The organism is Neorhizobium sp. PAMB6630 (genome assembly GCF_058242775.1).
In genome coordinates this window covers 349,395-369,902 of record NZ_JBZAYV010000002.1, presented here as the reverse complement: position 1 = coordinate 369,902, position 20,508 = coordinate 349,395, and the positions used below count along the sequence as shown (strand labels likewise).

Genomic DNA, 20,508 nt, shown 5'->3' with positions numbered 1-20,508 from the left:
GAAGCTCCTTCGGGTTGGTTGGGAAGTGAGCGACTTCTCAGGACAATTGTCGCAATTCTACAGCCTGAAGCACCGGGCGCGACAGGCGCGTGGCACGGCCCATTTCCGCACAGGAGATGAGGTAGCAGAGCACGGACTCTGCGCCACGGTTCTCGTTCGGGCGATCAGGGTGAAGCCCGTCGCGGCAACTTCCGGTTTCCGGGTCGATGAGCGAGACCCCATGGTCGTTGCTGCCGGTAAACCATTTGAAGGTGGTGTGCGCCGTATCGAGCCAGCGTTTGTCCAAGGTTGCGCCATGGGCTGCGAGACTGGCTGAAATGGTTGCGGTGGCCTCCACCGGCTGTTGATCGAACAACTTCGGCGCGTCGCCTTGATCGAAGAAGCCATCGGTACCGACCGGTCTGAACTGTCCATTCTCGCCGGTCTGCTGCGTCATCAGCCAGCCAAGGGTCCTCAGACCCGCGTCGATGAACTGGGCGGTTCCGGTTGCCATGCCCGTGAGGATCAAGGCCTGCGGAATGCGGGCATTTTCGTAGGACAGCCCTTCCTCGAACCAGTGACGGGAGCTGCGGGAGACGCGCCGCTGTAGTTCGACCAGCCGCCCTGCCAGCTGCAACCGCAGCTCTTGTGCCGCTCGGTCGTACGGGTTGGTGCGGCAATAGGCGTCCAGCCCGATCAGCGTGAAGGCCCAGGCGCGGGGAGATTGAAAGCCGAGGACTGTCGACATGGCTTGGGCAAACAGCGAATTGGCCCAGCGGCGGCGGGGCCGATCGCTGTCGAACTGTGCGCAGACGCCGAGTGCCCACAGCGTGCGGCCGTGGCTGTCCTCGGAGCCCTGCGGTTCGAGCCAGCGGCGGTCGAAGCTCATGAAATTGCGAAAGCGGGCAAGATCCGGGTTCCAGGCATGCTGGATGAAGCTGGCGAAGCACGCCGTCCGTTTTTCGGATATGCCGGTTTCCCCTGCCTCTGCCAGTTGCATGGCCAGCACCAGCGCGCGTGCATTGTCGTCCACGCAGTAGCCGTGTGCCCTGTCGGGCACGGAATAGACCGCATGCTGGAAAATGCCGGTATCGTCGCACATAGCGTTGAAATGACCGAGCTTGAGTGAAGTTGCCTGCGGCGGCCTGGCAATTTGCTGTGTCACGAGGTCACTGACCAGGCGCGGGCGATGCGCCGCGCGGGCCATCTCAATGCTTGCCAGATAGAGCGATGCGATGTGCGACCAGATCATCGAGCGACCGGTCTCATAGGCGGCTCGCCGTATGTCCATGCGTTTGTTGTCGTCTCCCAGCAACGAAGCGATCGCGTCGCCGGTCGCTTCGGCATCACCAAATGGCACGAGCCGGCCTCGCCCTTGGTCGAGCAGTTCCTGGGCGTGCCAGTACGGTGTCGACACCACGGCGCTGCCCATGCCGAAACTGTAGGCCAGCGTTCCGGACGTCATCTGCGCCTCGTCGAGATAGGGTGTGACATAGACATCGCACATGGCAATGAAGTCGAGCAGTGTGGGCACTTCCACGAACTGGTTCAGGAAAACGACCGATTGGCCAACGCCGATGCGCTCGGCGCGGGCATAAAGGCTTTCGCGATATGTCTCACCTTCCTGACGCAGCAGGTTGGGATGGGTTGCTCCCAGCACCACGTAGAGCGTATCCGGGCGCTGTGTGAGAATCGCCAGCATCGCATCGATGACGACTTCTATGCCCTTGTTGGGTGAAAGCAGGCCGAATGTCAGGATAACCGGCCGGCCGGCGTAACCGTGCCTGGCCTTGGCCAGTTCGGGATCGTGAAAAGCCCGGTCCGGAATGCCATGGGCGATGACATCGATCTTTGCCGGATCGACCCCATAGACGCTTTCGAGCAGCTCGCGCCCCTTGCGGGCCATCGCGACGACGCGGCTGGAAGCCGCCACGACCTTCTGCAAGACCTGCAACTGGCCGGGCGTTGGCTCTGCGAGGATCGTGTGAAGGGTGGTCACCACGGGAATGCGCAGCTTTGCGAGCAATGTCAGGATGAACCCGCCATCTGCCCCGCCGAAGATGCCGAACTCGTGCTGCAGCGAGACGGCGTCGAAATTGCCACTGTTGATGATCCGTGCCGCTGTCGCATAATCTTCTATTTCGCCGTCACGGATCTCGAAGACCACATCCTGCGGATAGTCGTAGTTGAGCTTGTCATTGGTCATCGCGATGATCCGGGTATCGACGCCGTGCTTGGAGGCGCTCATCGCTTGGCTGAGATCCGTGGTGAAGGTTGCGATCCCGCACTGCCTGGGGAGGGAGTTGCCAATAAATGCAATGCGCTTGGACTTGGTCATCGGCGTTCCTTCAAAAACATTGAGGTTGCTTGGCTGGAATTGTCTTTGTCCCCCAGGATATGCGACTGTGGTCTTGGCCCCCGGCGTCAGTGCTTGCGGGGCGCCGACGGTGAGAAATCTGTTTTGCAACGTGTGTCGAACGGCGGCGGGAAACTCGACCACGACACATTGGCGGTCATGCGCCGAGCGCAGGTCAGATTGGCTTAGCCGAATCTTCGCGTTGGGAGGTTGGCAAGATCGCATTCGCGATCCGCCGGAAAATAGGAGCGTCTACACAGCGCTTGCCAATTCGCGCACATGCCAGTGGTAACAGTCGATCGGTAAACGTCGTCGGAAGACATGACGTCCTCCTCACTTGGGGCCAGGGTGCGTGCCGCCCAGAAAGCCACAGCGCCCTTTTTGTGACTGTCGCTCATACTTAAGTGGAGCTACGCCCTGAAATTGCAAGGCATGCCAGCGATAAACTTATCGGGGCGTAATTCTTGATTGGGGCAGAGACGGAAAGCCGTCACATCTGCTGTGCAGTTAGCTGCGCTTGTCATCCCGCTTCGGCATGGACTTTGCGTAAGCTGCAGCTTCTCCGGAGTAAGGAAATTCATCGCCCAGCCGGCGATCACCGTCATAAACCTGGAAGGCGGGCCCGTCGATTTCGACGATCTTGTATCCGTTGACGTATTCGAACTTCGGCGTTTTCCAACCCATCTTGGTTCCTGCTATTACATTGCCGCATGAAGACGCAGCTTCAGTGAAAATCATCGCTGGTGATTGTGAAGCTCGACCTGCGGTTTCGCTCGCACATCTTGACGACCGCCTTCTGGATTGCGGTCCGCTTGAGATCAAAGGCGCTCGGGTAATCCGGCTCGACCAGGGACGGATCCGTTCCTGTGACTGCATCGGACGATGCGATGTCTACCAAGGCCGGCTAGTACTCAACGTGGCTTGACAGCCTTGGTCTCGCGCCGGTGTTTTCAGCAAACTTGTCCTTGTCTCTTCACGCCTCTTCGCCTCCTGTCGGCGGGTCGGCCTTTTGTCGACGAGCGCGTAAAGCCAGACGCCAGGACGGTTTTAGCCCCTCCAGCGCCAACAGCACCCCGGTGCCGGCCAACGGCGGCACGGCAAACCAGACGCCCGGCAACTCGCCAAAGCCGAACAGTTCACGAGCGGGTGCCCAAAACAGCGTCAGTGCGAGCAGCGCCGCCACAACCGGCAACACTGCAGCCAATGCCCTGTCTGGCCGCAAGAGCGCCGTCAGGACAGAGTTTGAGTTGGACCGGTCAATCAGGATCAAGGCTACCACGCCAAACACCAGCGTAGCAAATGCCGGCCCGCGCACCTGATCGGGGTCGAGCCCATAGCCCGGCGCAAACCACGCGGCCGCGCCCGCCGCGCCGAGCACCATCAAGCCCTGAAGAAGGCTCCAGACGACTGTGGCCCAGGAGAAGAGGGGCGCGTCGATCCAGAAAACCGCAAATGTACCGGACCGACCGCGATCACGAGACGCCGAAATCTGCGCCACGCCGGGGTATGACTACGATCGGGCTACGCCCTCCCTCCGTCACACCCCGGCGCCAGTCTCATCCTGATTGACGCTGAATCTCATCGAGATTGCCGCTACCCAGGAGAATATTGAAACTGGCAACGGATCGGGGCCCGCGCTCTCCCTGGATCCAGGATAGCAGCGTCTAAGAGCCTGTCCGAGAATTGGGGTTGAGTGATCGGGCCGATGATGATTCCAAGACGGTGTTCAAAGCCAGAATGGAAGCGCCATGTGGAACCCGACCACCCGGCGGCAGTATAATCGCAACCAATCCCGATACGAAACCAATCTGACGGATAGAGAATGGGACGTGCTCTCTGCACTGTTTCCTCAACCCGCCCGCAGAGGCCGCAAACCAGTTTGGCCTGTGCGTGAGATCGTCAACGCCATCTTCTATGTTCTGCGCGGCGGCATCCCGTGGCGGCTTATCCCGAAAGACCTGCCGCCCAAGAGCACGGTGTTCGGTTATTTCTGCCGGTGGCGCGATACCGGGCTATTCACGCGGATCAACCGCTGCCTCGTTGCGATGGACCGCGAGCGGGTCGGACGAGAGGCCTCACCGAGTGCCGCATTTTGGACAGCCAGAGCGTCAAGACCACCGAGAGCGGTGGCCCGCGCGGCTATGACGCGGGCAAGAAGGTCAAGGGCCGAAAGCGGCAGGCGATGGTGGATATGGATGGCCGCGCATTGGTGCTCGATCCTCAGCCTGCCGATGTTCAGGATCGCGACGGAGCTATCCCTGTTCTGCAGGCATCCCGCAAGTCCTTCCCCTTCGTGGAGAAGGCGTTCGCCGACATGGGATATTCAGGCGACCGGCCGCAGAATGCGACGCTTGTCGATGTCGAGATCGTCCGCAAGCCAAAGGACCAGGTCGGCTTTGCCGTTCATCCAAAGCGCTGGGTCGTCGAGCGTTTCTTCGCCTGGATCAGTCGAAATCGGCGGCTGTGGAAAGACCCGGAGGCGACCATAAAGGCCGCTGAGGCCTTTCTATATGTCGCATCCATCATGACCCTCATCAGGCGGATCGCACGATCAAAATGAATTCTCGGACAGACTCTTATTGTCGAAGGTTTCATTCAGATGAACAACGGCGCGGTAAAGCTGCCAATAGGTTTCGCCGAACCGACGCATATGATAGACCAACGCATCTTGAAAGCTTACCGGGTCCTCTGTCGCGTCGAATAGTGGTTCCGGGAAAGGGCTGATCGGTTTTGGAGCAGGCCCACCTGGCGCCGATTCAGATGGGAAAACGATGCCATCGGCCGTTGCACGTCGCGGCTTTCTGGTTGAAGGCGCGGAGGCTGCTTTTTTGGTGGGCGCCATTTTGTCCGGGCTAGCGGTCGGATTTGGTGGCCGTTGTTCTTCGACTGCTGGCGGTCCGTCTAGCCAACGGATGATTGCGTCCAGGCCTGGCTGGAGCTGCTTTTTCAGTCCTGCAGTCAGCTCAGCTTCGACATCGCAGGCCTGGCCTATAGCCGTCCAGTCGAGTTGGCCGCTCCTGAGCGGGGGCGATCTCGATAGATGATCAAGCTCATCAGGAAGGGCCGGATGTTCTCCAGCACCCGTTTGGATGTGATCGGCGCGATACGCAGTTCGCAGAATTGGGATATTTTTCGCTGAAAATGACGTGATGAAAGATCGTGTTTGGGCATGCTCATTCCGTTTCCCTAGGCAACAGTGCCGAGGGCGAGCGGAAATATGAGGCGAGCTTTAACAAAGCATGTATCGGGCGTGTCACTTCTGATGGCGCTTGTCGTGTTAGCTCCGATGTCGCCCGGATCAAAGCTCTCGAGTTCGACGTCGGCGTTAATTAAGCGCGCTTATCTAAGCCTGTCGATTAATTAAATGAAATGCGCCTTGCTTAAATAAGGCGCGGGGCTGATATTGGGTTATGTCTGATTCCCAATCCAAAAACCGCGAGGGTCGTTTCGTCGAGACGGTCGCCGCCAGTGAAACGGTGCGTGCGTTCGTGCCCCCACCATTGCCGCCCGAACCGGCGATTGATTTGCTTTCATTGTTAGAGCGCCTTAGCTTGGCTGAACGCGCGCTCGGACGCCTGGATGGTATCACAATGCTGCTGCCGAGACAGGAGCTGTTTCTATATATGTATGTGAGAAAGGAAGCTGTTCTTTCCTCGCAGATTGAAGGCACGCAGTCCACGCTTTCCGATCTCTTGCGGTTTGAGGCCGAAGCCCAAGCCGGACAGCCGGTTGATGATATCCGTGAGGTATCCAACTACGTAGACGCCATGATGTATGGTTTAGAGCGGCTGGAAACGCTGCCCATGTCGTTGCGTCTGATCCGTGAGATGCACGCCAGGCTCCTACGGAGTGGGCGAGGAGGCACCAAGGATCCTGGAGAGTTCCGCCGCTCGCAAAATTGGATTGGTGGGACGCGCCCCGGTAACGCACTCTTTGTACCGCCACCCGTCAATGAAATGGCCGGTTGCCTAGATGCGTTCGAGCGCTTCATGCATGACGATCAATCGCGGTTACCGGCGCTAATCAAAGCCGGCCTGTTGCATGTGCAGTTTGAAACGATCCATCCGTTTCTCGATGGAAATGGTCGTATCGGTCGTCTGCTGGTGACCCTGTATCTCTGCATCAACGGCGTTTTGCGAAAGCCGCTTCTCTACCTCAGTCTTTATCTGAAGTCTCATCGGAGAGAATATTATCGATTGTTGCAAGAGGTCCGTGAACATGGAAACTGGGAAGCTTGGCTGGACTTCTTCCTGGCCGGCGTCGCGGACACCGCCAATCAAGCGTTTGAGGCTGCCACCCAGATCGTTGATCTTTTCAAGGAAGATCGGGAGCGGATCACGATGGAGAGTGATAGAGCGGGGTCGGCCCTTCGCATTCACGAGCTGTTCCAACAGAATCCTTTTCACACAGCGAACCAGATTGTTCAGATAACAGGTCTGTCCGCGCCAACCGTCAACGCCGCGCTGGCCGATCTAGAGCGATTGGGCATCGTTGGTGAGGTGACCGGCCGCAAACGCGGCCGCGTGTTCAGCTACCAACGATATCTCGCAATTCTGAGCAAAGGCACCGATCCCTTGCCCCTCGGTTCATGAGCAATAGATGAACCGAAGGTTCGATTCCTCTCAAGAGCAAAAACTGCTCAGGAAAAATTCTCTAACACGGCCAGGAATGTGTGCCGATCGCCTTGGCCTTCAGTCAGCCGAACGCGCCCCTCGATGTCGGCCAGATGATGATCCATCAACTGTTGCGCCTTCGCGAGGTCCTTGGCTTTCAGAGCGCCGACGATCAGGCGATGGTGATCAGCCCCGCAATCGTCCTTACGCTCCTCCTCATAGAGGGACATGACGAGCGAGAGGCGGGCGACGATCTTCGACAACACCTCTGTCAGGACGGCATTTCCACCCAGCTCTGCCAAAACGACATGGAACTTGCCTGACAGCACCGTCTTCGACTTCTCGTCGCCATGGTGGTGGATGTGCTCTTCCTCGTCGGTCAGTTTTTCAAGTGCGTCCAACTGGTCGGCGGTCGCGTGGTCCAGGACAAGCTCCAGGATGACGTGCTCTAGCTTGCGACGGGCCTCGAACAAGGCCTTGGCCTCTTCGATGCCAGGTTCGGCGACGAAGGTGCCACGGTTTTTCTTGCGTTCCAGGAGGTGGTCGCTTTCCAGAACGCCAAGTGCGCCACGCACGACCGTGCGGCTCACGCCGAAGTGGTCGGCGATTGCGTCCTCAAGGATCTTGACGCCGGGCTTGAGCGCACCTTCGCCGATCGCTGTGGCAAGCGTGATCCGGATGCGTTCAGTCACGTCGTCATGGGCGTTTTCTGCCGCATCGACCGAGCCATTGGCCTTCTGTGCGGTCTTTGCGCCTTGACGTCGTGTCGTCTTCTTCATGTCTGTTTCCACCTCAGATCGATCGACCTAATTATTTTCTTGAGAATATTCCTGCGTATATGCGCTCGGTGCCAAAAGTCGAGATCTTCCCGATGTTTTAAGGAGCACCGACGACCTATGTCGACGGTGCTGAACCTCTGGCCTGTCAGGCGGCTCGCTGCTTCGTCGAAGGCGTCGAGACCGGAATGCCGTTCTTTGTGCAGACCTCTTCGATATGGCGTGCCGAGGTTTTGATAAAATCTACCGCTTCACTGTAGCCGTAGGACTGCTGTGCATAGGTCGGGTAGCCATACTGGCTGGTCTCATAGGTCTCCCAATCCGGGATCTCTCCAGCGGCGACACGCTTCTCGAATGAGTCGACCAGTGCGAGATAGGCTTCGAGTTCTTCCGCGGTCAGGTCGGGATGGCCGGCCCGCCAGATCGGATCGTTGATCTCGATGCACTGACGAGGATTGGCTATGCGCGGCTTGTCCTCGACGGAAGCCGCGACCTCCAGGGAGAGGTTCAGGTTTGGATTGGTCTTGGCGAGGATTGGAATGATTGCCGCGAAATCGACAATGCCGCGACCAACCGGACGGGTCTGGAAATCGAGGCCGCCTTCAGCGTGGCCGACATAGGCGTCCTTGATATGGGTCTGGCGGACATAGGGGGCCACGCGCTTTGCGGCAAAGACCGGATGTTCTGCACGTTGCAGTCCGTTGGCGGTGTCAAAAACGACACCCATGCAATCCTCGCCCACCTTTTCGATCAGCCGGAGGATTTCGAAGGAGGTGATCTCGTCATGGGTCTCCATGTTGAGATGAACGCCATGGGCGCGCGCCACGGGGGAAAGCTTCAAAAGCACCTTTTCCATCGCCAGCAATTGCTCGTCCCAGGTGACGTCGGTGCGAAAGCGGTCATTGGCCAGCCGCCCGCGATATTCCGATTTGAAGTTGCCCGGTGACACCCAGAGTTCGCGGCAGCCGATGGCCGCACTGGCTTCGATCATGCGGGAAAAGCCGAAGATCACGTCGCCATCGCCGATGGCGCGAAACTCCGGCGCCTCAGCACTGCAATAGGGATTGATCTTGCCAACGCCGGCTTCGAGATAAAGCCCGAGTTCGTCGGCCTTCGCCCGGATCTCGGCCAGTTCGCCCGTGTCCAGTGTGGCGCTCATGTCGAGGATGGTGCTGAAGAAGATACCGCCGAGGCCGAGGTCCTTGACGTGGTCCAGGCTGTTGAGTGGTCCGCGCTTCCTCGCTTCCGGCAGCTTCTGCCCGTCGATGCCCAGTCTCATGATCTGCTCCTTGATGTTTCCTGATCGGGTGCGCTGCAATGGCGACCCTGGTTGGTTGGTGGATTGGCCGGCACGAATGTGTCAGCCGCGTCCGGCAGCCCCTTTCTGCGCCCCGGCATCCAGGCCTTTCGGGGCAAGGCGCTTTTCCAGAAAATGCTGCCCGATCGATGCCACGGTGGTGATGAGGAGGTACCAGAGCGAGGCGACGCACAGCAGTTCGATGACGAGGAAGTTGCGCGCATAGATGGCCTGCGCCTGGGTCAGCAGGTCCTGCATGCCGATGACGGAGACGATGGCGCTCGCCTTCAGCATGCCGATCGCCTGGTTGCCGGTCGGCGGGACGATCAGCCGGATCGCCTGGGGAAGGACGACGGTTCGAAGCGTCTGGAGCGGTCGAAGGCCAAGCGAGGAGGCTGCCTCGCGCTGTCCGCGATCGACGGCGGTCAATCCGCCGCGAATGATCTCGCTCATATTGGCGGCTTCATGCAGGCCAAGCGCCAGAAAGCCGGCAAGGGCCGGAGTGACGAGTTCATTGATCGAGATGGAATAGTGGCCGATGCCCACCATCGGAATGAACAGCGCGATGTTGAACCAGAAGAAGATCTGGACCATGAGCGGCACGCCGCGGAACCACCAGACGAAGGCGACGGCAATCGCTTTCCAGACGATATTCTGGCTGGTCGCCATGATCGCCACGAGGCAGCCGAAGGCGATGCCGAACAGCATCGCGCCGGCCGTCAGTTGCAAGGTGAGGCCAACGCCGTCGAGGATGACCGGATCGACCATATAGCGGGGTATTTCGCCCCATTGAACGCTCTGGTTTTGCGCGATGATCGCGACGATGAGGGCCAGCGCGACGATCGCGCCGGTGCCGGAGGTAATCTGCCCCCACCGGAACGGCTTACCGACCGGAGGCGCGATGGCCATGCCGAGGGGTTGAGCAAACAGGGACATGGCTCAATCCACCGGCATGCTGGCGGCATCGTTGAATTTGACGGTCGCCACGGCAAGCGGTCCGAGCCCCCATTTCTCCATGATCGCCTTGTAGGCGCCGCTGTCGACCATGTGCTGCAGCGAGGCGATGACCGCGTCGCGCAATTCCGGATTGTCCTTCGATGTCAGCATGCCGAGATAGCCGACGGCGAGGCGGACGTCGGGAAGCGCCTGCAGGCCGACGCCCTTGCCGGTCTGGTTTGCCGTGGTGTAGACGCTCGTCGCATAACCGTTGACGGTGGCATCGGCGCGGCCGGTGCGAACGGCCTGCAGCACATCCGGCATTTTCGGGATCGACATGATGCTCATCGGTGTTGCGCATTTTGCCGATGCCGCTTCCACCAGACGCGCCTGGAACGTGCCGACGGGGACCGCAACCTTCTTGCCGCAGAGGTCGTCCATGCTCTTGATGCCGAGCGGATTGCCCTTGGTCGTCATGATCGTGGTGGCGTCATACATGTAGTCGATGACGTCGACCTGCTTTTCCAGCTCCACATCGTCGTTGATGCCGGAAATGGTCATGTCGAAACGCTTGGAGAGGACCGCCGGCACGATGGCGGCGCCCGCGCCGACATTGGTCATCTGGACGTCGACGCCGAGAATGACGCCGAGGGCGGCTGCAATATCGGCGTCGATCCCGATCAGCTTTCCATCCTCTGCCTGGAAGCTGATCGGCGGCGTCAGGTCGGTCGCCACCTTGATGGCTTTCGTGTCCTTGATCGCAGGGGGAAGCCGGTCCGCCAGTGCCTGGTTAAACGCGACACCCGGCAGTTTGGCGACGTCCGCGTCCGGCAACATCCTGATGGCAGTACCTTCTGCGGCGTGTGACGACGTCGCGAGCAGCGCGAATGCAATGCCGGCGAGGCCGCCGTTGAGACTGGTCTTGAAGCTGCGCATGTGATCCCCTTGTCGCTTTTTTATCGACGTGAATTTACGCAAACCACGATGCAATCGGCGTGCCATCTTGAGCAGCGCATTGACATGCCTTTGTTTCTAAAGGGCTATTTTTGGGATGTTGGATAAAATAAGTTTCCGAATAAACATGCGCACAAAGGTACGAAAAGATGATGATTAAAAATTCCTCCCGTCGGCAGGTCGCCAGACGCGGTGGAGATGCGGCGGCTTAAGCCTCTGAATTCGCCTGATCTTCGGCTATTTTTTCTCCCGGTTTGGGTCGTGGCAGGCCGCAATTGCCCGCCCGTTGCTCGCCCGAATGGGCCCATGCCGAGCCAGAAACACTGCTCAATGTATGAGCGGAGACGGCGAAAATTGCCCATTTTTTAATTTCTCAAGAATCTGCGCGTCGATATTATCGTAATTATTCGGAACTATAAAATTCAAAAACATCTTAATATTTACAACGGCTTGTTCTTATCAGTCGGATGGAAATCGCAAACTGGCACGCCGATTGCGAATCCCTCGCCATGACCGACTCCGCAGTCAACATCGTCGACCGACCACATCTCTGCCTGGTGCCGCCAAGCGCTGAGCGCTTCGACGACAAGGCGCAATCACAGGGGACATTCATGGCAGAGGCCTCGAAGGCAGGAGAAGGTAAGCGGCTCAGCGTCCGGGGTCTGACCCACAGCTACGGTGGGCAGAACGCGATCAGCGACATCACGTTCGAGGTCGAGGCTGGCGAGATCGTCGCCCTTCTGGGGCCAAGCGGTTGTGGCAAGTCCACCGTCCTGCGGGCCATCGCCGGGCTGATCCAACCAAAGAGCGGGGCCATCCAGCTCGGTGGTCAGGATCTCGCCCATGTATCCGCACGGTCGCGCGGCATCGGCATGGTGTTCCAGAACTACGCCCTGTTCCCGCATCTGACCGTGGCGGAGAACATCGCCTATCCGCTGGCCTGCCAGCACATGCCGCGGGCTGAGCGGCGGGAGAGGGTGGAGGAAATGCTCTCGCTCGTGCAGTTGAAGAACTATGGTAACCGGTTGCCGCGCGAACTTTCCGGCGGCCAGCAGCAGCGCGTCGCCGTTGCCCGTGCCATTGCCGGCCGGCCGTCGCTCCTGTTGCTCGACGAGCCCTTCGGGGCGCTTGACCGGGCGCTTCGTTTCGACCTGCAGGTCGAACTCCTGCATCTGCAGAAGACGCTTGGTATCACGACGCTGATCGTCACGCATGATCAGGAAGAGGCGCAAAGCCTTGCCGGTCGCCTCGTGCTGATGAACAAGGGCAATGTCGAGCAGATCGATACGCCCATGGCCGTCTATGACCGGCCGAAGACACTGTTCGTCAACACCTTCATCGGCCAGGCCAATATGCTGCATGGCACGGTGGAGGGGTTGGACGCCGAGGCAACGACGATCGCACTCCCGAATGGCAACACGGTCGTGCTGCCGCGCCGCCTGAATTTTACTGTTGGTTCTAAGGTCACCACCACGTTCCGTCCGGAGGACGTCAGTCTCTCAACGTCCCCGAGTGGCTTTTCATTGCCGGCACGGTTGACCGTGTCCGTCCCCCTTGGGCCGACGCTCGTCCATGATCTTCTTCTTGAGGACGGCACGGGCCTGCGCGCGTCGCAGGTCCGCGGACCCTCCACCTTCATTCCCGAGCCGGGAGCCCAGCTCTTTGCCGAGATCGACACCACAAGGTGTCACGCCTTTCCGAGCGAACCGGAAGCATCCCGTGAATGAACAACAACAGAGGTGAACAGATGCAGGATTTCAACATCACACGTCGTCGTTTCGGACTGCTTGCCGCGGGTGCGGCGGCGGCCGTCACCGCCCCCTTCGCCGCCCGCGCCGCTGGTGGCACGGCCGTCGCCGCAACCTTCCCCGGCAGTTGGGAAGATGGCTACCGCACCGTGCTGACGCCCCTCGTCAAGGACGCCGGATTCGGCCTGACGGTTGCCCCCGCCATGGCGCAGGACCAGCTTGCCAAGGTCATGGCGAGCCCCGACAACCCGCCTTACGATACGCTGCTGATGTCGCCCGGCCAGATGGCCGTCGCCATCGAGAATGACCTGATCCAGAAGATCGATCCGTCTAAGCTGAAGAACTGGAGCCTGCTCGATCCGGCCTTCCAGGGCGAGTACGGCCCGACCGTGACCGTCGAAGTCAACGGCATCGCCTATAACCCCGATCTGGTGCCTGCGCCGAAAGGCTATCGCGACCTGTTCGAAAACCCCGCCTACAGCGGCCTTGTCTCCTGGACGGGCTTTGCCTCCAACACCGGCGTCATGGCCTATACCGAGATCGCCAAGATTTTTGGTTCTGGTCCGACCGACATGGACGCCGTGTTCAAGCTGTTCAAGGAGCATCCGGAGCATATCAAGGGCGTCGTCGCCAGCACCAACCACCAGATGACATTGTTCCAGCAGGGTGAAATCGCCGTCTTCATGTGCTCCACCGGCAATGTCGCGAAGCTGAAGGCCTTGGGCCTCAAGGCCGAATTCGTCCAGCCCGAAACCGGATCGCCGGCGGCTCCCGTCAACATCCACTTGACCAAGGGCGCGAAAAACCCTGATGCGGCTTACGCCTATATGGATGCGGCCATTTCCAAGGCGGCGCAGGACAAACTGAAGATGCCGCCGACCGAGATGTTCCCGACCAACCGGGAGGTCGAACTGACACCCGGCATCGAGGCCTATGTGAAGCGCGAACAGCTCGCCTCTCTGGTCTATCCGGACTGGGCTGCGATCAACAAGAACCGTGCGGAATGGATCCGCCAGTTCGACGCTCTCATCGCCGGTTGAGGGTCGAAAAATGAAAGCGAGCGGCTTCCCATACGCTCTCCCGATGCTTCTGCTGTCGGTGGCGTTCTTTGCGACGCCGCTCGCCGTCCTCGTCGGGTTCAGCTTCATCGGCCCCGACGGCCCGTCCCTCCACAACTACGCGCGCTTTCTGGGTGAAGCGTTCAATTACCGCGTTCTAGTCAACACAGCCACGCTCGGTCTGCAGACCATCGCCAGCACGACCCTGCTCGGTGTTCCGATCGCGCTTCTCTATTGGCATAGCGGCAAGACCGCGCGACAGGTCATCATCTTCCTGACGCTCATCCCGATGCTGACCAGCAACGTCGTGCGCACCTTCGCCTGGATCGTTATCCTCGGACGGCAGGGACCAATCAGCGAGGCCTTTGTGGCGCTTGGGCTTGCCGAGCGCCCGTTCACGCTGATGTCCACCGAACTCGGGCTCGTCTTGGCGATGTGCCAGATCGACCTGCCGCTGATCATCCTGCCGCTGATCGCCATCCTGTCCCGCACGCCGGTCCAGTTCACCGAGGCAGCGCAGGTATCGGGTGCCGGTCCATGGCGTATCCTCGTAACCGTTCTCTTGCCGATGATGTTGCCGGGGCTGCTGGCGGGCTGGATTCTCGTCTTTGCCAGCACCAGCGCTTCCTTCGTCACCCAGGCTGTCATCGGTGGTGCGCGCAATGTCTATGTGCCGCAGTTGATCTACCGCGAGGTCGGCACACTGTTCGACTGGCCGATGGCTTCCGCCATTGCCGTTGTCCTGCTTCTGTCGACCGGCATCCTTCTCGTCGCCATGACCATGATTTCCCGCCACAGGAGGCTTGTCGGCCATGCATAGTCCTCGCGAAAATCCGTTTCCCGTCTTCCTGTACAAGGCATTCGTCTTCGGCTTCGGTGGCCTCAGCCTGATCTATCTGGTGGCGCCGATCGTCATCGCGATCACCATGTCGTTTACCGCAGGCCAGACGCTCAAATACCCGCCCGAGGGATTTTCGCTCCGCTGGTACGAGGCGCTCCTCGATCCCGTCCGCTCCGGGACAGAGCATATCGCGGCCGGCAATTCGCTGAAGATCGCAGCCCTTGCGGTGCTGGGATCGCTGCTGTTTGCCGTGCCTGCCACCATCGGCATGGCGCGGATGCGGCGCAGCACGGTCAATGCGCTGGAGCCGTTTCTCCTGGCGCCGCTCGTCCTGCCGAGCCTTGTTTATGGTCTGGCGGCGCTGATCGTAGCGAACTTCGTTGGTTTCCAGCCGTCGCTCTGGCTCACCGTCATCGGCCATGTCGTCGTTTTCGGGCCGCTGATGTATCGGGCCGCATCGGTCGTCGCGCAAGGCATCAACCCGTCGCTGGCGGAAGCCTCCACCGTTATGGGCGCGACCTGGTACACAACGCTCCGGCGCGTGATCCTGCCGCTGCTGGCCCCCGGCATCCTTGCCGGTGCCTTCCTTGTCTTCATTCAGTCGCTCGACAACGTTTCCGTCTCGCTCTTCCTCGCCGATGCACAAACCACCGTGCTCCCGCTCCGGATGTTCGCATTGATCGAAGAGTCACTCGATGTCCGCGTCGCTGCGATGTCAGGAATTCTGATCGGGTTGACGCTGGTGGTGATGCTGGTCGCCAGGCGGGTACTGGCACCGTCGCGCCAAGCCTAACTTACATAAAAAATACTTCTGGAAGGAATACCCAATGACCATACATCCCAGGGCAGGCGCCTACCGCATCGGATCGCTGCTCTCCGATTTCCAGCCGGATTTCGATTTTGCCGCACCCTTGCCGCTGCCGGTCGAGGAGTTCGAGGATCGTCTCCGTCGAATTCGCCGCCAGGCTGTCGAGGCCGGGCATGATGCACTGATCGTCCATACCGGTGGCGTCGGCTGGTTCCATACCTCGAACGCCTACCTGCGCTACATCTGCGACTGGATGCGCGAGGGCGTGCTGATCATCCCGACGGATGCCGACAAGCCGCTGACGCTGCTGTCCTTCTTCACCCAATCCGTGCTCCTGCCGCCGGGCGGTGAACCGGTTCTGGTCGAGGATATCTGGCAGATCGGCCCGATCGGCCGGGAATATGCGGACCGTCCGGGAGACAGCGTCATCAAGACGGCGGAGAAATGCGCCGAACTGCTGGCTGGCATGGGTCTGTCGAAGGCGCAGATCGGCCGTATCGGCGATCGCACCTCGCTCACCTTCTGGGCGGCCCTCGACGAACTGATGCCCAAGGCCAGGTTCGTCGCCGACAATGCCATTCTCGACCGGATGCAGAAAGTTCGCTCGCCGCGCGAGATCGACATGTTTCGGGCCGCCGCCCAGCTGGTCAGCATCGCCACACAGGCAGCCTATCATGTCGCCAGGCCCGGTGTGACCGACCAGGAGATCTACGCCGCCTTCACGCAGGCGCAGCTCTCCTTTGGCGGCGAGACGGGTGACGGATACCAGATCGGCATCAACGAATTCGGCACCCATTGCGGCAAGCCTTACGGCCATGTCGTGCGACCGGGCGATCTTATCAATCTCTACGTCTCCAACATCACTTATCGGGGCTACACCGCCCAGACAGCCCGCATGATCGCGGTCGGAGAGATCACCAAACGGCAGGAAGAGGTGCTGGCGGCCTGTACCGAGGGCGTTAAACGTGCCGAAAAGCTGATCCGGCCGAGTGCCTTGATGCGCGACGTCAACAATGCCGCCTTCGAGCCGATGATCGAGCGCGGCATGCTGTCCTCACCCGAAGCCCGCACTATGCCCTACAACTGGGCGCCGATGGACGATGGCAGCGCGCGTCTGATCCCCCGCCAATACGTGAAGAACATCGATTGGGAGGCCCAGGGCCGCACGCTGATGCACGTCTACCCGGCGACGGAAGGGCCGCATAACCCCAATCTCGGCCACTCCGTCGGCATGGCCGGCGGCCAGAACAGCTTCAACATCTCGTCCCACAACTACGACCGGATGGAGGAGGGCATGGTGTTCGTGCTGCATACTCAGTGGCTCGAGCCGCTGTCTGCCGGCTGCAATGTCGGCGACATGTATGTCGTGACAAGCGACGGGTTCGAGAACCTCTCCCGTCACACGCCGCTGGAAACACACCGCATCGAAGTCGAGGCCTGACATGACCGAGCATACCCATTTCGATTTCACAAGACTCAACGAGCGCGAACGCTACAAGCTGCTCATCGGAACCGTGATCCCGCGCCCGATCGCGCTGGTGACGACGGTGAGCAAGGATGGCCTGCCGAATGCCGGCCCGTTCAGCTTCTTCAACGTCCTGACCCACGACCCGGCAATCGTTGCGATCGGCGTCGAGAACTATTCCGATATGCGCTTCAAGGACACGGCCCGCAATATCCGCGAGACCGGCGAATTTACTGTCCATATCTGCGACACTGCGCTGGTCGACCAGATGGAGGTCTGCGCCATCAAGTTCGGTCCCGAGGTGGACGAGATGGAAGAGGCAGGTCTTGCGACGGTTCCTGGCCGGATGGTGAAAAGCCCCCGCATTCTGGCGGCACCCGCCGCTCTGGAATGCCGCCGCCACACCACCCTTCAGGTCGGTCCTGCCCGTGAGATCATTCTGGGTGAGGTGCTCGGCGTCTACGTGCGCAGCGATGCGGTCAATCCGTCGAACCTGCATATAGACCAGCAGCTCATGGATGCCGTCGGACGTATGGGCGGGCACACCTATACGAGGACGCGTGATCAGTTCGACATCAAGACACTCACCCCGCAGGAATGGGAAAGCCGGAAGGCGGCTGAAAACTTGGCTGCAGAATGAGCAGCAACCCATAGTTTTCGCAGGTTGGCGGCCTTCCGCGCCCGACCCAGACCCTCTCCATCAAGGCTGTCTTCAAGACAGCCTATGCGGTCATCCCCAGGACTGCCGTGAGCGATATCGTGACCAGTGTTCCGCCTCACCGGGGGAAGACCTGGGCGTGGATCATCGCGCGGCCGCCAAGCGGGTTTGCCGAAACCTTCGCCCAGTACATCATGGAGGTGCAGGATAGACGCTCGGAATTATTGAGCAGCTAAACTGCTCAAAGCGCTCGACCTGAGACCAAAAGGCCGCCTCATTTATGGCAGCTATTTCATCCCTCATGTTCAAGGCTAGAGGGTCAGTCTCCGGCGCCGAGCCGGAAAGGATTTCCGCTTTGCGCCGTCATGCACGAACCCGCTACGCGGGAGGGCGTGCGCGGCGAGTTTCGCATGATTATCTGAGGTTCTAGGCAGGCTGTTGGTGTTGCCTGACCATGACGTTCCCTTCAACGAGAGGAACGTTCAATGGCCAGCTTTCAACACGATGCCCCGACCACACCGCTCCGCCAGCGCATGCAGGAAGACATGCTGATGCGAGGGTTGGGATCCCACACTCGGCAGGACTACATCCGTCACGTTCGGCGCTTCGCTACGTTTCTTGGGCGCGCCCCGGACACCGCGACGGTCGAGGACATACGACGTTTCCAGTTGCATCAGCATGAGAACGGCGTAGGTCCTGCGACGATCAACAGCACGGTTTCGGCGCTACGCTTTCTGTTCACGGTGACGCTGAAGCGGCGGGATCTGGCCCGGGCGCTGGTGATAACGCGCAATCCGCGCAAGCTACCGGACGTGCTCAGTATTGAGGAAGCTGCCCGCTTACTGGAGGCGGCACCTGGCATCAAATACAAGGCCGCCCTCGGTGTGGCCTATGGTGCGGGCTTGCGCGTCTCCGAGGTCGCCCATCTCAAGGTCGATGACATCGACTCCAAACGCATGCTGATCCGGGTTGAACAAGGCAAGGGACGCAAGGATCGCAATGCCATGCTGTCTCCGCAGCTCCTCGAACTGCTGCGGCTTTGGTGGCGTGAAGGAAAGCGGCGCGGTGTGATGCTGCCTCACGGCTGGCTGTTTCCGGGGCGTAGCCGCACCGATCCGATCTCGTCGCGGCAACTTCATCGCGCGGTTCAGGAAGCTGCCGATGTTGCCGGCATCCACAAGCGCGTCAGCCCGCATACCTTGAGGCACAGCTTTGCCACCCATCTTCTGGAGGATGGCACCGATATCCGTGTCATCCAGGTTCTGCTCGGTCATAGCAAGCTGGAGACGACGGCTCTCTATGCGAAGGTCTCCACCCGAACCATTCATGCGGTCGCCGGACCTCTTGATCGGTTGATGGCGCTGATGGAAGGCAAAACGCCCTACGGCTGAACCATGCGTACCTCGATCGAGGTCGCCGATATCTTCCGTGCTGCAGGGCCGAACTATCGCAAAGTCCATACGGGACATCTCAGCTTGAGCCAGCTCAAGGTTATGTCGGCGGTCGAGCACTGCCGCACAGCGGCACTGGGCGGACATGTCGAGGCCTGCGAGGATTGTGGAGAGTGGCGCATCGCCTACAATTCCTGCCGCAACCGGCACTGCCCGAAGTGCCAGGGCGCCGCTGCACGCACATGGCTTGCCGAACGGGAGGCCGATCTCCTGCCTGTCGGATACTTCCACGTCGTCTTCACATTGCCAGCCGAGGTCGCCGCCATTGCCTTCCACAACAAGGCGCTGGTTTACGATCTGCTCTTTAAGGCCGCATCCGAGACGATGCTGACAATCGCTGCCGATCCGAAGCATATCGGCGCGCGCATCGGCATCACTGCCGTCCTGCACACATGGGGATCGGCCATGACCCATCATCCCCATGTTCACATGATCGTGCCAGGTGGTGGCATCGCGCTCGATGGATCACGCTGGATATCGTCACGTCCGGCATTCCTCCTGCCGGTTCGTGTGCTCGGCAAGCTATTCCGGCGCTTGTTCCTGACACGGCTGCTCCAATTCCACGATGCCGGGCGGCTCGCCTTCTTCGGTTCGGCTACGCCTCTGGCTGATCGCCGGGCATTTGTAAGATACCTGTCGCCAGTCCGCAGGAAGCGCTGGATCGTCTATGCCAAGCCGCCCTTTGCGGGGCCGGAAGCAGTGCTTGCCTATCTGTCGCGCTACACGCACCGGGTCGCCATCTCGAACAGTCGCCTGATCGCGTTCGATAAAACGGACGTCACCTTCCGCTACAAGAATTACCGCCGTGACGGCTGCGATCGGCAGCAGGTTATGACGCTCGCGGTCGACGAGTTCATCCGCCGTTTCCTGCTCCATGTCTTGCCGCGCGGCTTCCACCGCATCCGGCATCACGGTCTGCTCGCCGGCAGTTCTCGAAAGACCAGCATCGCTCGTGTCCGCGAGCTCCTCAATGCTGCCCCGCCGCCCCCTGATGAGGCGAACGACGAACCGACCGACATCCGGCCGCCATGCCAATGCTGCGGTGGACGGATGGTCGTCATCGAAGTGCTCAAGCGCTGGCGGCAACCACGTGGACCACCAGACGAGCTAGCAACGAACCGGGAGAGTGCGTCATGACCCGGCATGGCCGATCCATTCATATGGTCTACTCACCGCAGAGCTGGCCAACGGGTAGGGCTGTGCCAGCCCCTATGGCGAGGGCATTCAGCACGGCAAACATGCGCTCATTCACTCCGAAAATCCGGAGAACTATACATGCAATCCTCGCCCTCGAAGCGCCGGTACTGGCAACTGCCGCTGCGATTGGCCGCCCGCTGAAAGCGACAATCCACAAAACCCCATAGCGCAGAGAATGCCGACCGCGGGTTCCTGCATGAGAGGCTTTCGTACGCCTGACGGCACCCGAAACCCTTCACCATTCGGTCGTAGCGGTGATCGTCATCTCTGCCAGAAAGCAGACATCGTAGTGACTGCAGCGTCAGGTCGGCTATGGCCAATAACCGTCGTCATCAGTCCGTCTCTGAACAATATATTTGTCGCTGAACTAA

The 20,508-nt window shown here is 60.1% G+C and carries 17 protein-coding genes and 2 pseudogenes; 11 read left to right on the top strand and 8 right to left on the bottom strand.

The window, feature by feature from the left end:
- Positions 1 to 37: 37 nt before the first annotated feature.
- From AC4CWF_RS20465 to AC4CWF_RS20455, 3 genes are all read right to left on the bottom strand, one after another.
- Complete coding sequence (locus AC4CWF_RS20465) at positions 38 to 2,317, bottom strand: glycosyltransferase family 4 protein (protein WP_491287151.1); 2,280 nt, start codon at positions 2,315 to 2,317, stop codon at positions 38 to 40.
- A 525-nt stretch (positions 2,318 to 2,842) separates the two neighbouring features.
- On the bottom strand, positions 2,843 to 3,019 hold the full coding sequence (locus AC4CWF_RS20460; protein ID WP_491287150.1) for a hypothetical protein: 177 nt from the start codon (positions 3,017 to 3,019) through the stop codon (positions 2,843 to 2,845).
- A 289-nt stretch (positions 3,020 to 3,308) separates the two neighbouring features.
- Positions 3,309 to 3,833, bottom strand: coding sequence for a cation transporting ATPase C-terminal domain-containing protein (locus tag AC4CWF_RS20455; protein ID WP_491287148.1), 525 nt, complete (start codon positions 3,831 to 3,833; stop codon positions 3,309 to 3,311).
- A 250-nt stretch (positions 3,834 to 4,083) separates the two neighbouring features.
- On the opposite strand from AC4CWF_RS20455, the gene AC4CWF_RS20450 reads away from it, so the two are divergent.
- Positions 4,084 to 4,895, top strand: a protein-coding gene (locus AC4CWF_RS20450; protein WP_491287146.1) for an IS5 family transposase whose coding sequence is annotated in 2 segments (ribosomal slippage) — positions 4,084 to 4,426 and positions 4,426 to 4,895 — 813 coding nt in all. Because the reading frame shifts where the segments join, the coding sequence is not laid out codon by codon here.
- 9 nt (positions 4,896 to 4,904) lie between these two features.
- Here the strand turns inward: AC4CWF_RS20450 and AC4CWF_RS20445 are convergent.
- Positions 4,905 to 5,512: pseudogene (locus AC4CWF_RS20445) on the bottom strand (hypothetical protein); the annotation flags it as partial.
- Positions 5,513 to 5,745: 233 nt separating this feature from the next.
- On the opposite strand from AC4CWF_RS20445, the gene AC4CWF_RS20440 reads away from it, so the two are divergent.
- A complete protein-coding gene (locus tag AC4CWF_RS20440; RefSeq protein WP_491287144.1) occupies positions 5,746 to 6,927 on the top strand; it encodes a Fic family protein in 1,182 nt (393 codons plus the stop codon).
- A gap of 47 nt (positions 6,928 to 6,974) precedes the next feature.
- Here AC4CWF_RS20440 and AC4CWF_RS20435 read toward each other — a convergent pair whose 3' ends face one another.
- The 4 genes from AC4CWF_RS20435 to AC4CWF_RS20420 form a co-directional block, all read right to left on the bottom strand.
- Complete coding sequence (locus tag AC4CWF_RS20435; RefSeq protein ID WP_491287141.1) at positions 6,975 to 7,727, bottom strand: GntR family transcriptional regulator; 753 nt, start codon at positions 7,725 to 7,727, stop codon at positions 6,975 to 6,977.
- Between the two features lie 145 nt (positions 7,728 to 7,872).
- Positions 7,873 to 9,003 (bottom strand): sugar phosphate isomerase/epimerase family protein, encoded by a 1,131-nt coding sequence (locus AC4CWF_RS20430; RefSeq protein ID WP_491287139.1) that lies wholly within the window; start codon positions 9,001 to 9,003, stop codon positions 7,873 to 7,875.
- Between the two features lie 81 nt (positions 9,004 to 9,084).
- Positions 9,085 to 9,957 carry an amino acid ABC transporter permease gene (locus AC4CWF_RS20425; protein WP_491287137.1) on the bottom strand — a complete coding sequence of 291 codons (873 nt, stop codon included), beginning with the start codon at positions 9,955 to 9,957 and terminating at the stop codon, positions 9,085 to 9,087.
- A 3-nt stretch (positions 9,958 to 9,960) separates the two neighbouring features.
- On the bottom strand, positions 9,961 to 10,893 hold the full coding sequence (locus AC4CWF_RS20420) for an ABC transporter substrate-binding protein (RefSeq protein WP_491287135.1): 933 nt from the start codon (positions 10,891 to 10,893) through the stop codon (positions 9,961 to 9,963).
- A 629-nt stretch (positions 10,894 to 11,522) separates the two neighbouring features.
- Between AC4CWF_RS20420 and AC4CWF_RS20415 the strand changes: the two genes are divergently transcribed.
- From AC4CWF_RS20415 to AC4CWF_RS20375, 9 genes and pseudogenes are all read left to right on the top strand, one after another.
- Positions 11,523 to 12,638: an ABC transporter ATP-binding protein gene (locus AC4CWF_RS20415; protein WP_491287724.1), complete on the top strand. Its 1,116-nt coding sequence runs from the start codon at positions 11,523 to 11,525 to the stop codon at positions 12,636 to 12,638.
- 20 nt (positions 12,639 to 12,658) lie between these two features.
- Positions 12,659 to 13,699 carry an extracellular solute-binding protein gene (locus AC4CWF_RS20410; protein WP_491287722.1) on the top strand — a complete coding sequence of 347 codons (1,041 nt, stop codon included), beginning with the start codon at positions 12,659 to 12,661 and terminating at the stop codon, positions 13,697 to 13,699.
- A gap of 10 nt (positions 13,700 to 13,709) precedes the next feature.
- Positions 13,710 to 14,537, top strand: a complete 828-nt coding sequence (locus AC4CWF_RS20405; RefSeq protein WP_491287133.1) for an ABC transporter permease — start codon at positions 13,710 to 13,712, stop codon at positions 14,535 to 14,537.
- The gene (locus AC4CWF_RS20400) at positions 14,530 to 15,351 is read left to right on the top strand and encodes an ABC transporter permease (protein ID WP_491287132.1); all 822 of its coding nucleotides are present in this window, start codon (positions 14,530 to 14,532) and stop codon (positions 15,349 to 15,351) included. Before AC4CWF_RS20405 ends, AC4CWF_RS20400 begins: the two co-directional genes overlap by 8 nt.
- A gap of 34 nt (positions 15,352 to 15,385) precedes the next feature.
- The gene (locus AC4CWF_RS20395; protein WP_491287130.1) at positions 15,386 to 16,807 is read left to right on the top strand and encodes a M24 family metallopeptidase; all 1,422 of its coding nucleotides are present in this window, start codon (positions 15,386 to 15,388) and stop codon (positions 16,805 to 16,807) included.
- 1 nt (position 16,808) lies between these two features.
- Positions 16,809 to 17,471, top strand: a complete 663-nt coding sequence (locus tag AC4CWF_RS20390; RefSeq protein WP_491287128.1) for a flavin reductase family protein — start codon at positions 16,809 to 16,811, stop codon at positions 17,469 to 17,471.
- Positions 17,472 to 17,530: 59 nt separating this feature from the next.
- Positions 17,531 to 17,695, top strand: a pseudogene (locus AC4CWF_RS20385) ((S)-ureidoglycine aminohydrolase); the annotation flags it as partial.
- A 279-nt stretch (positions 17,696 to 17,974) separates the two neighbouring features.
- Positions 17,975 to 18,880 (top strand): tyrosine-type recombinase/integrase, encoded by a 906-nt coding sequence (locus tag AC4CWF_RS20380; protein WP_491287126.1) that lies wholly within the window; start codon positions 17,975 to 17,977, stop codon positions 18,878 to 18,880.
- Positions 18,881 to 18,883: 3 nt separating this feature from the next.
- Positions 18,884 to 20,077, top strand: coding sequence for an IS91 family transposase (locus AC4CWF_RS20375; protein ID WP_491287125.1), 1,194 nt, complete (start codon positions 18,884 to 18,886; stop codon positions 20,075 to 20,077).
- The last annotated feature ends 431 nt before the right edge of the window (positions 20,078 to 20,508 follow it).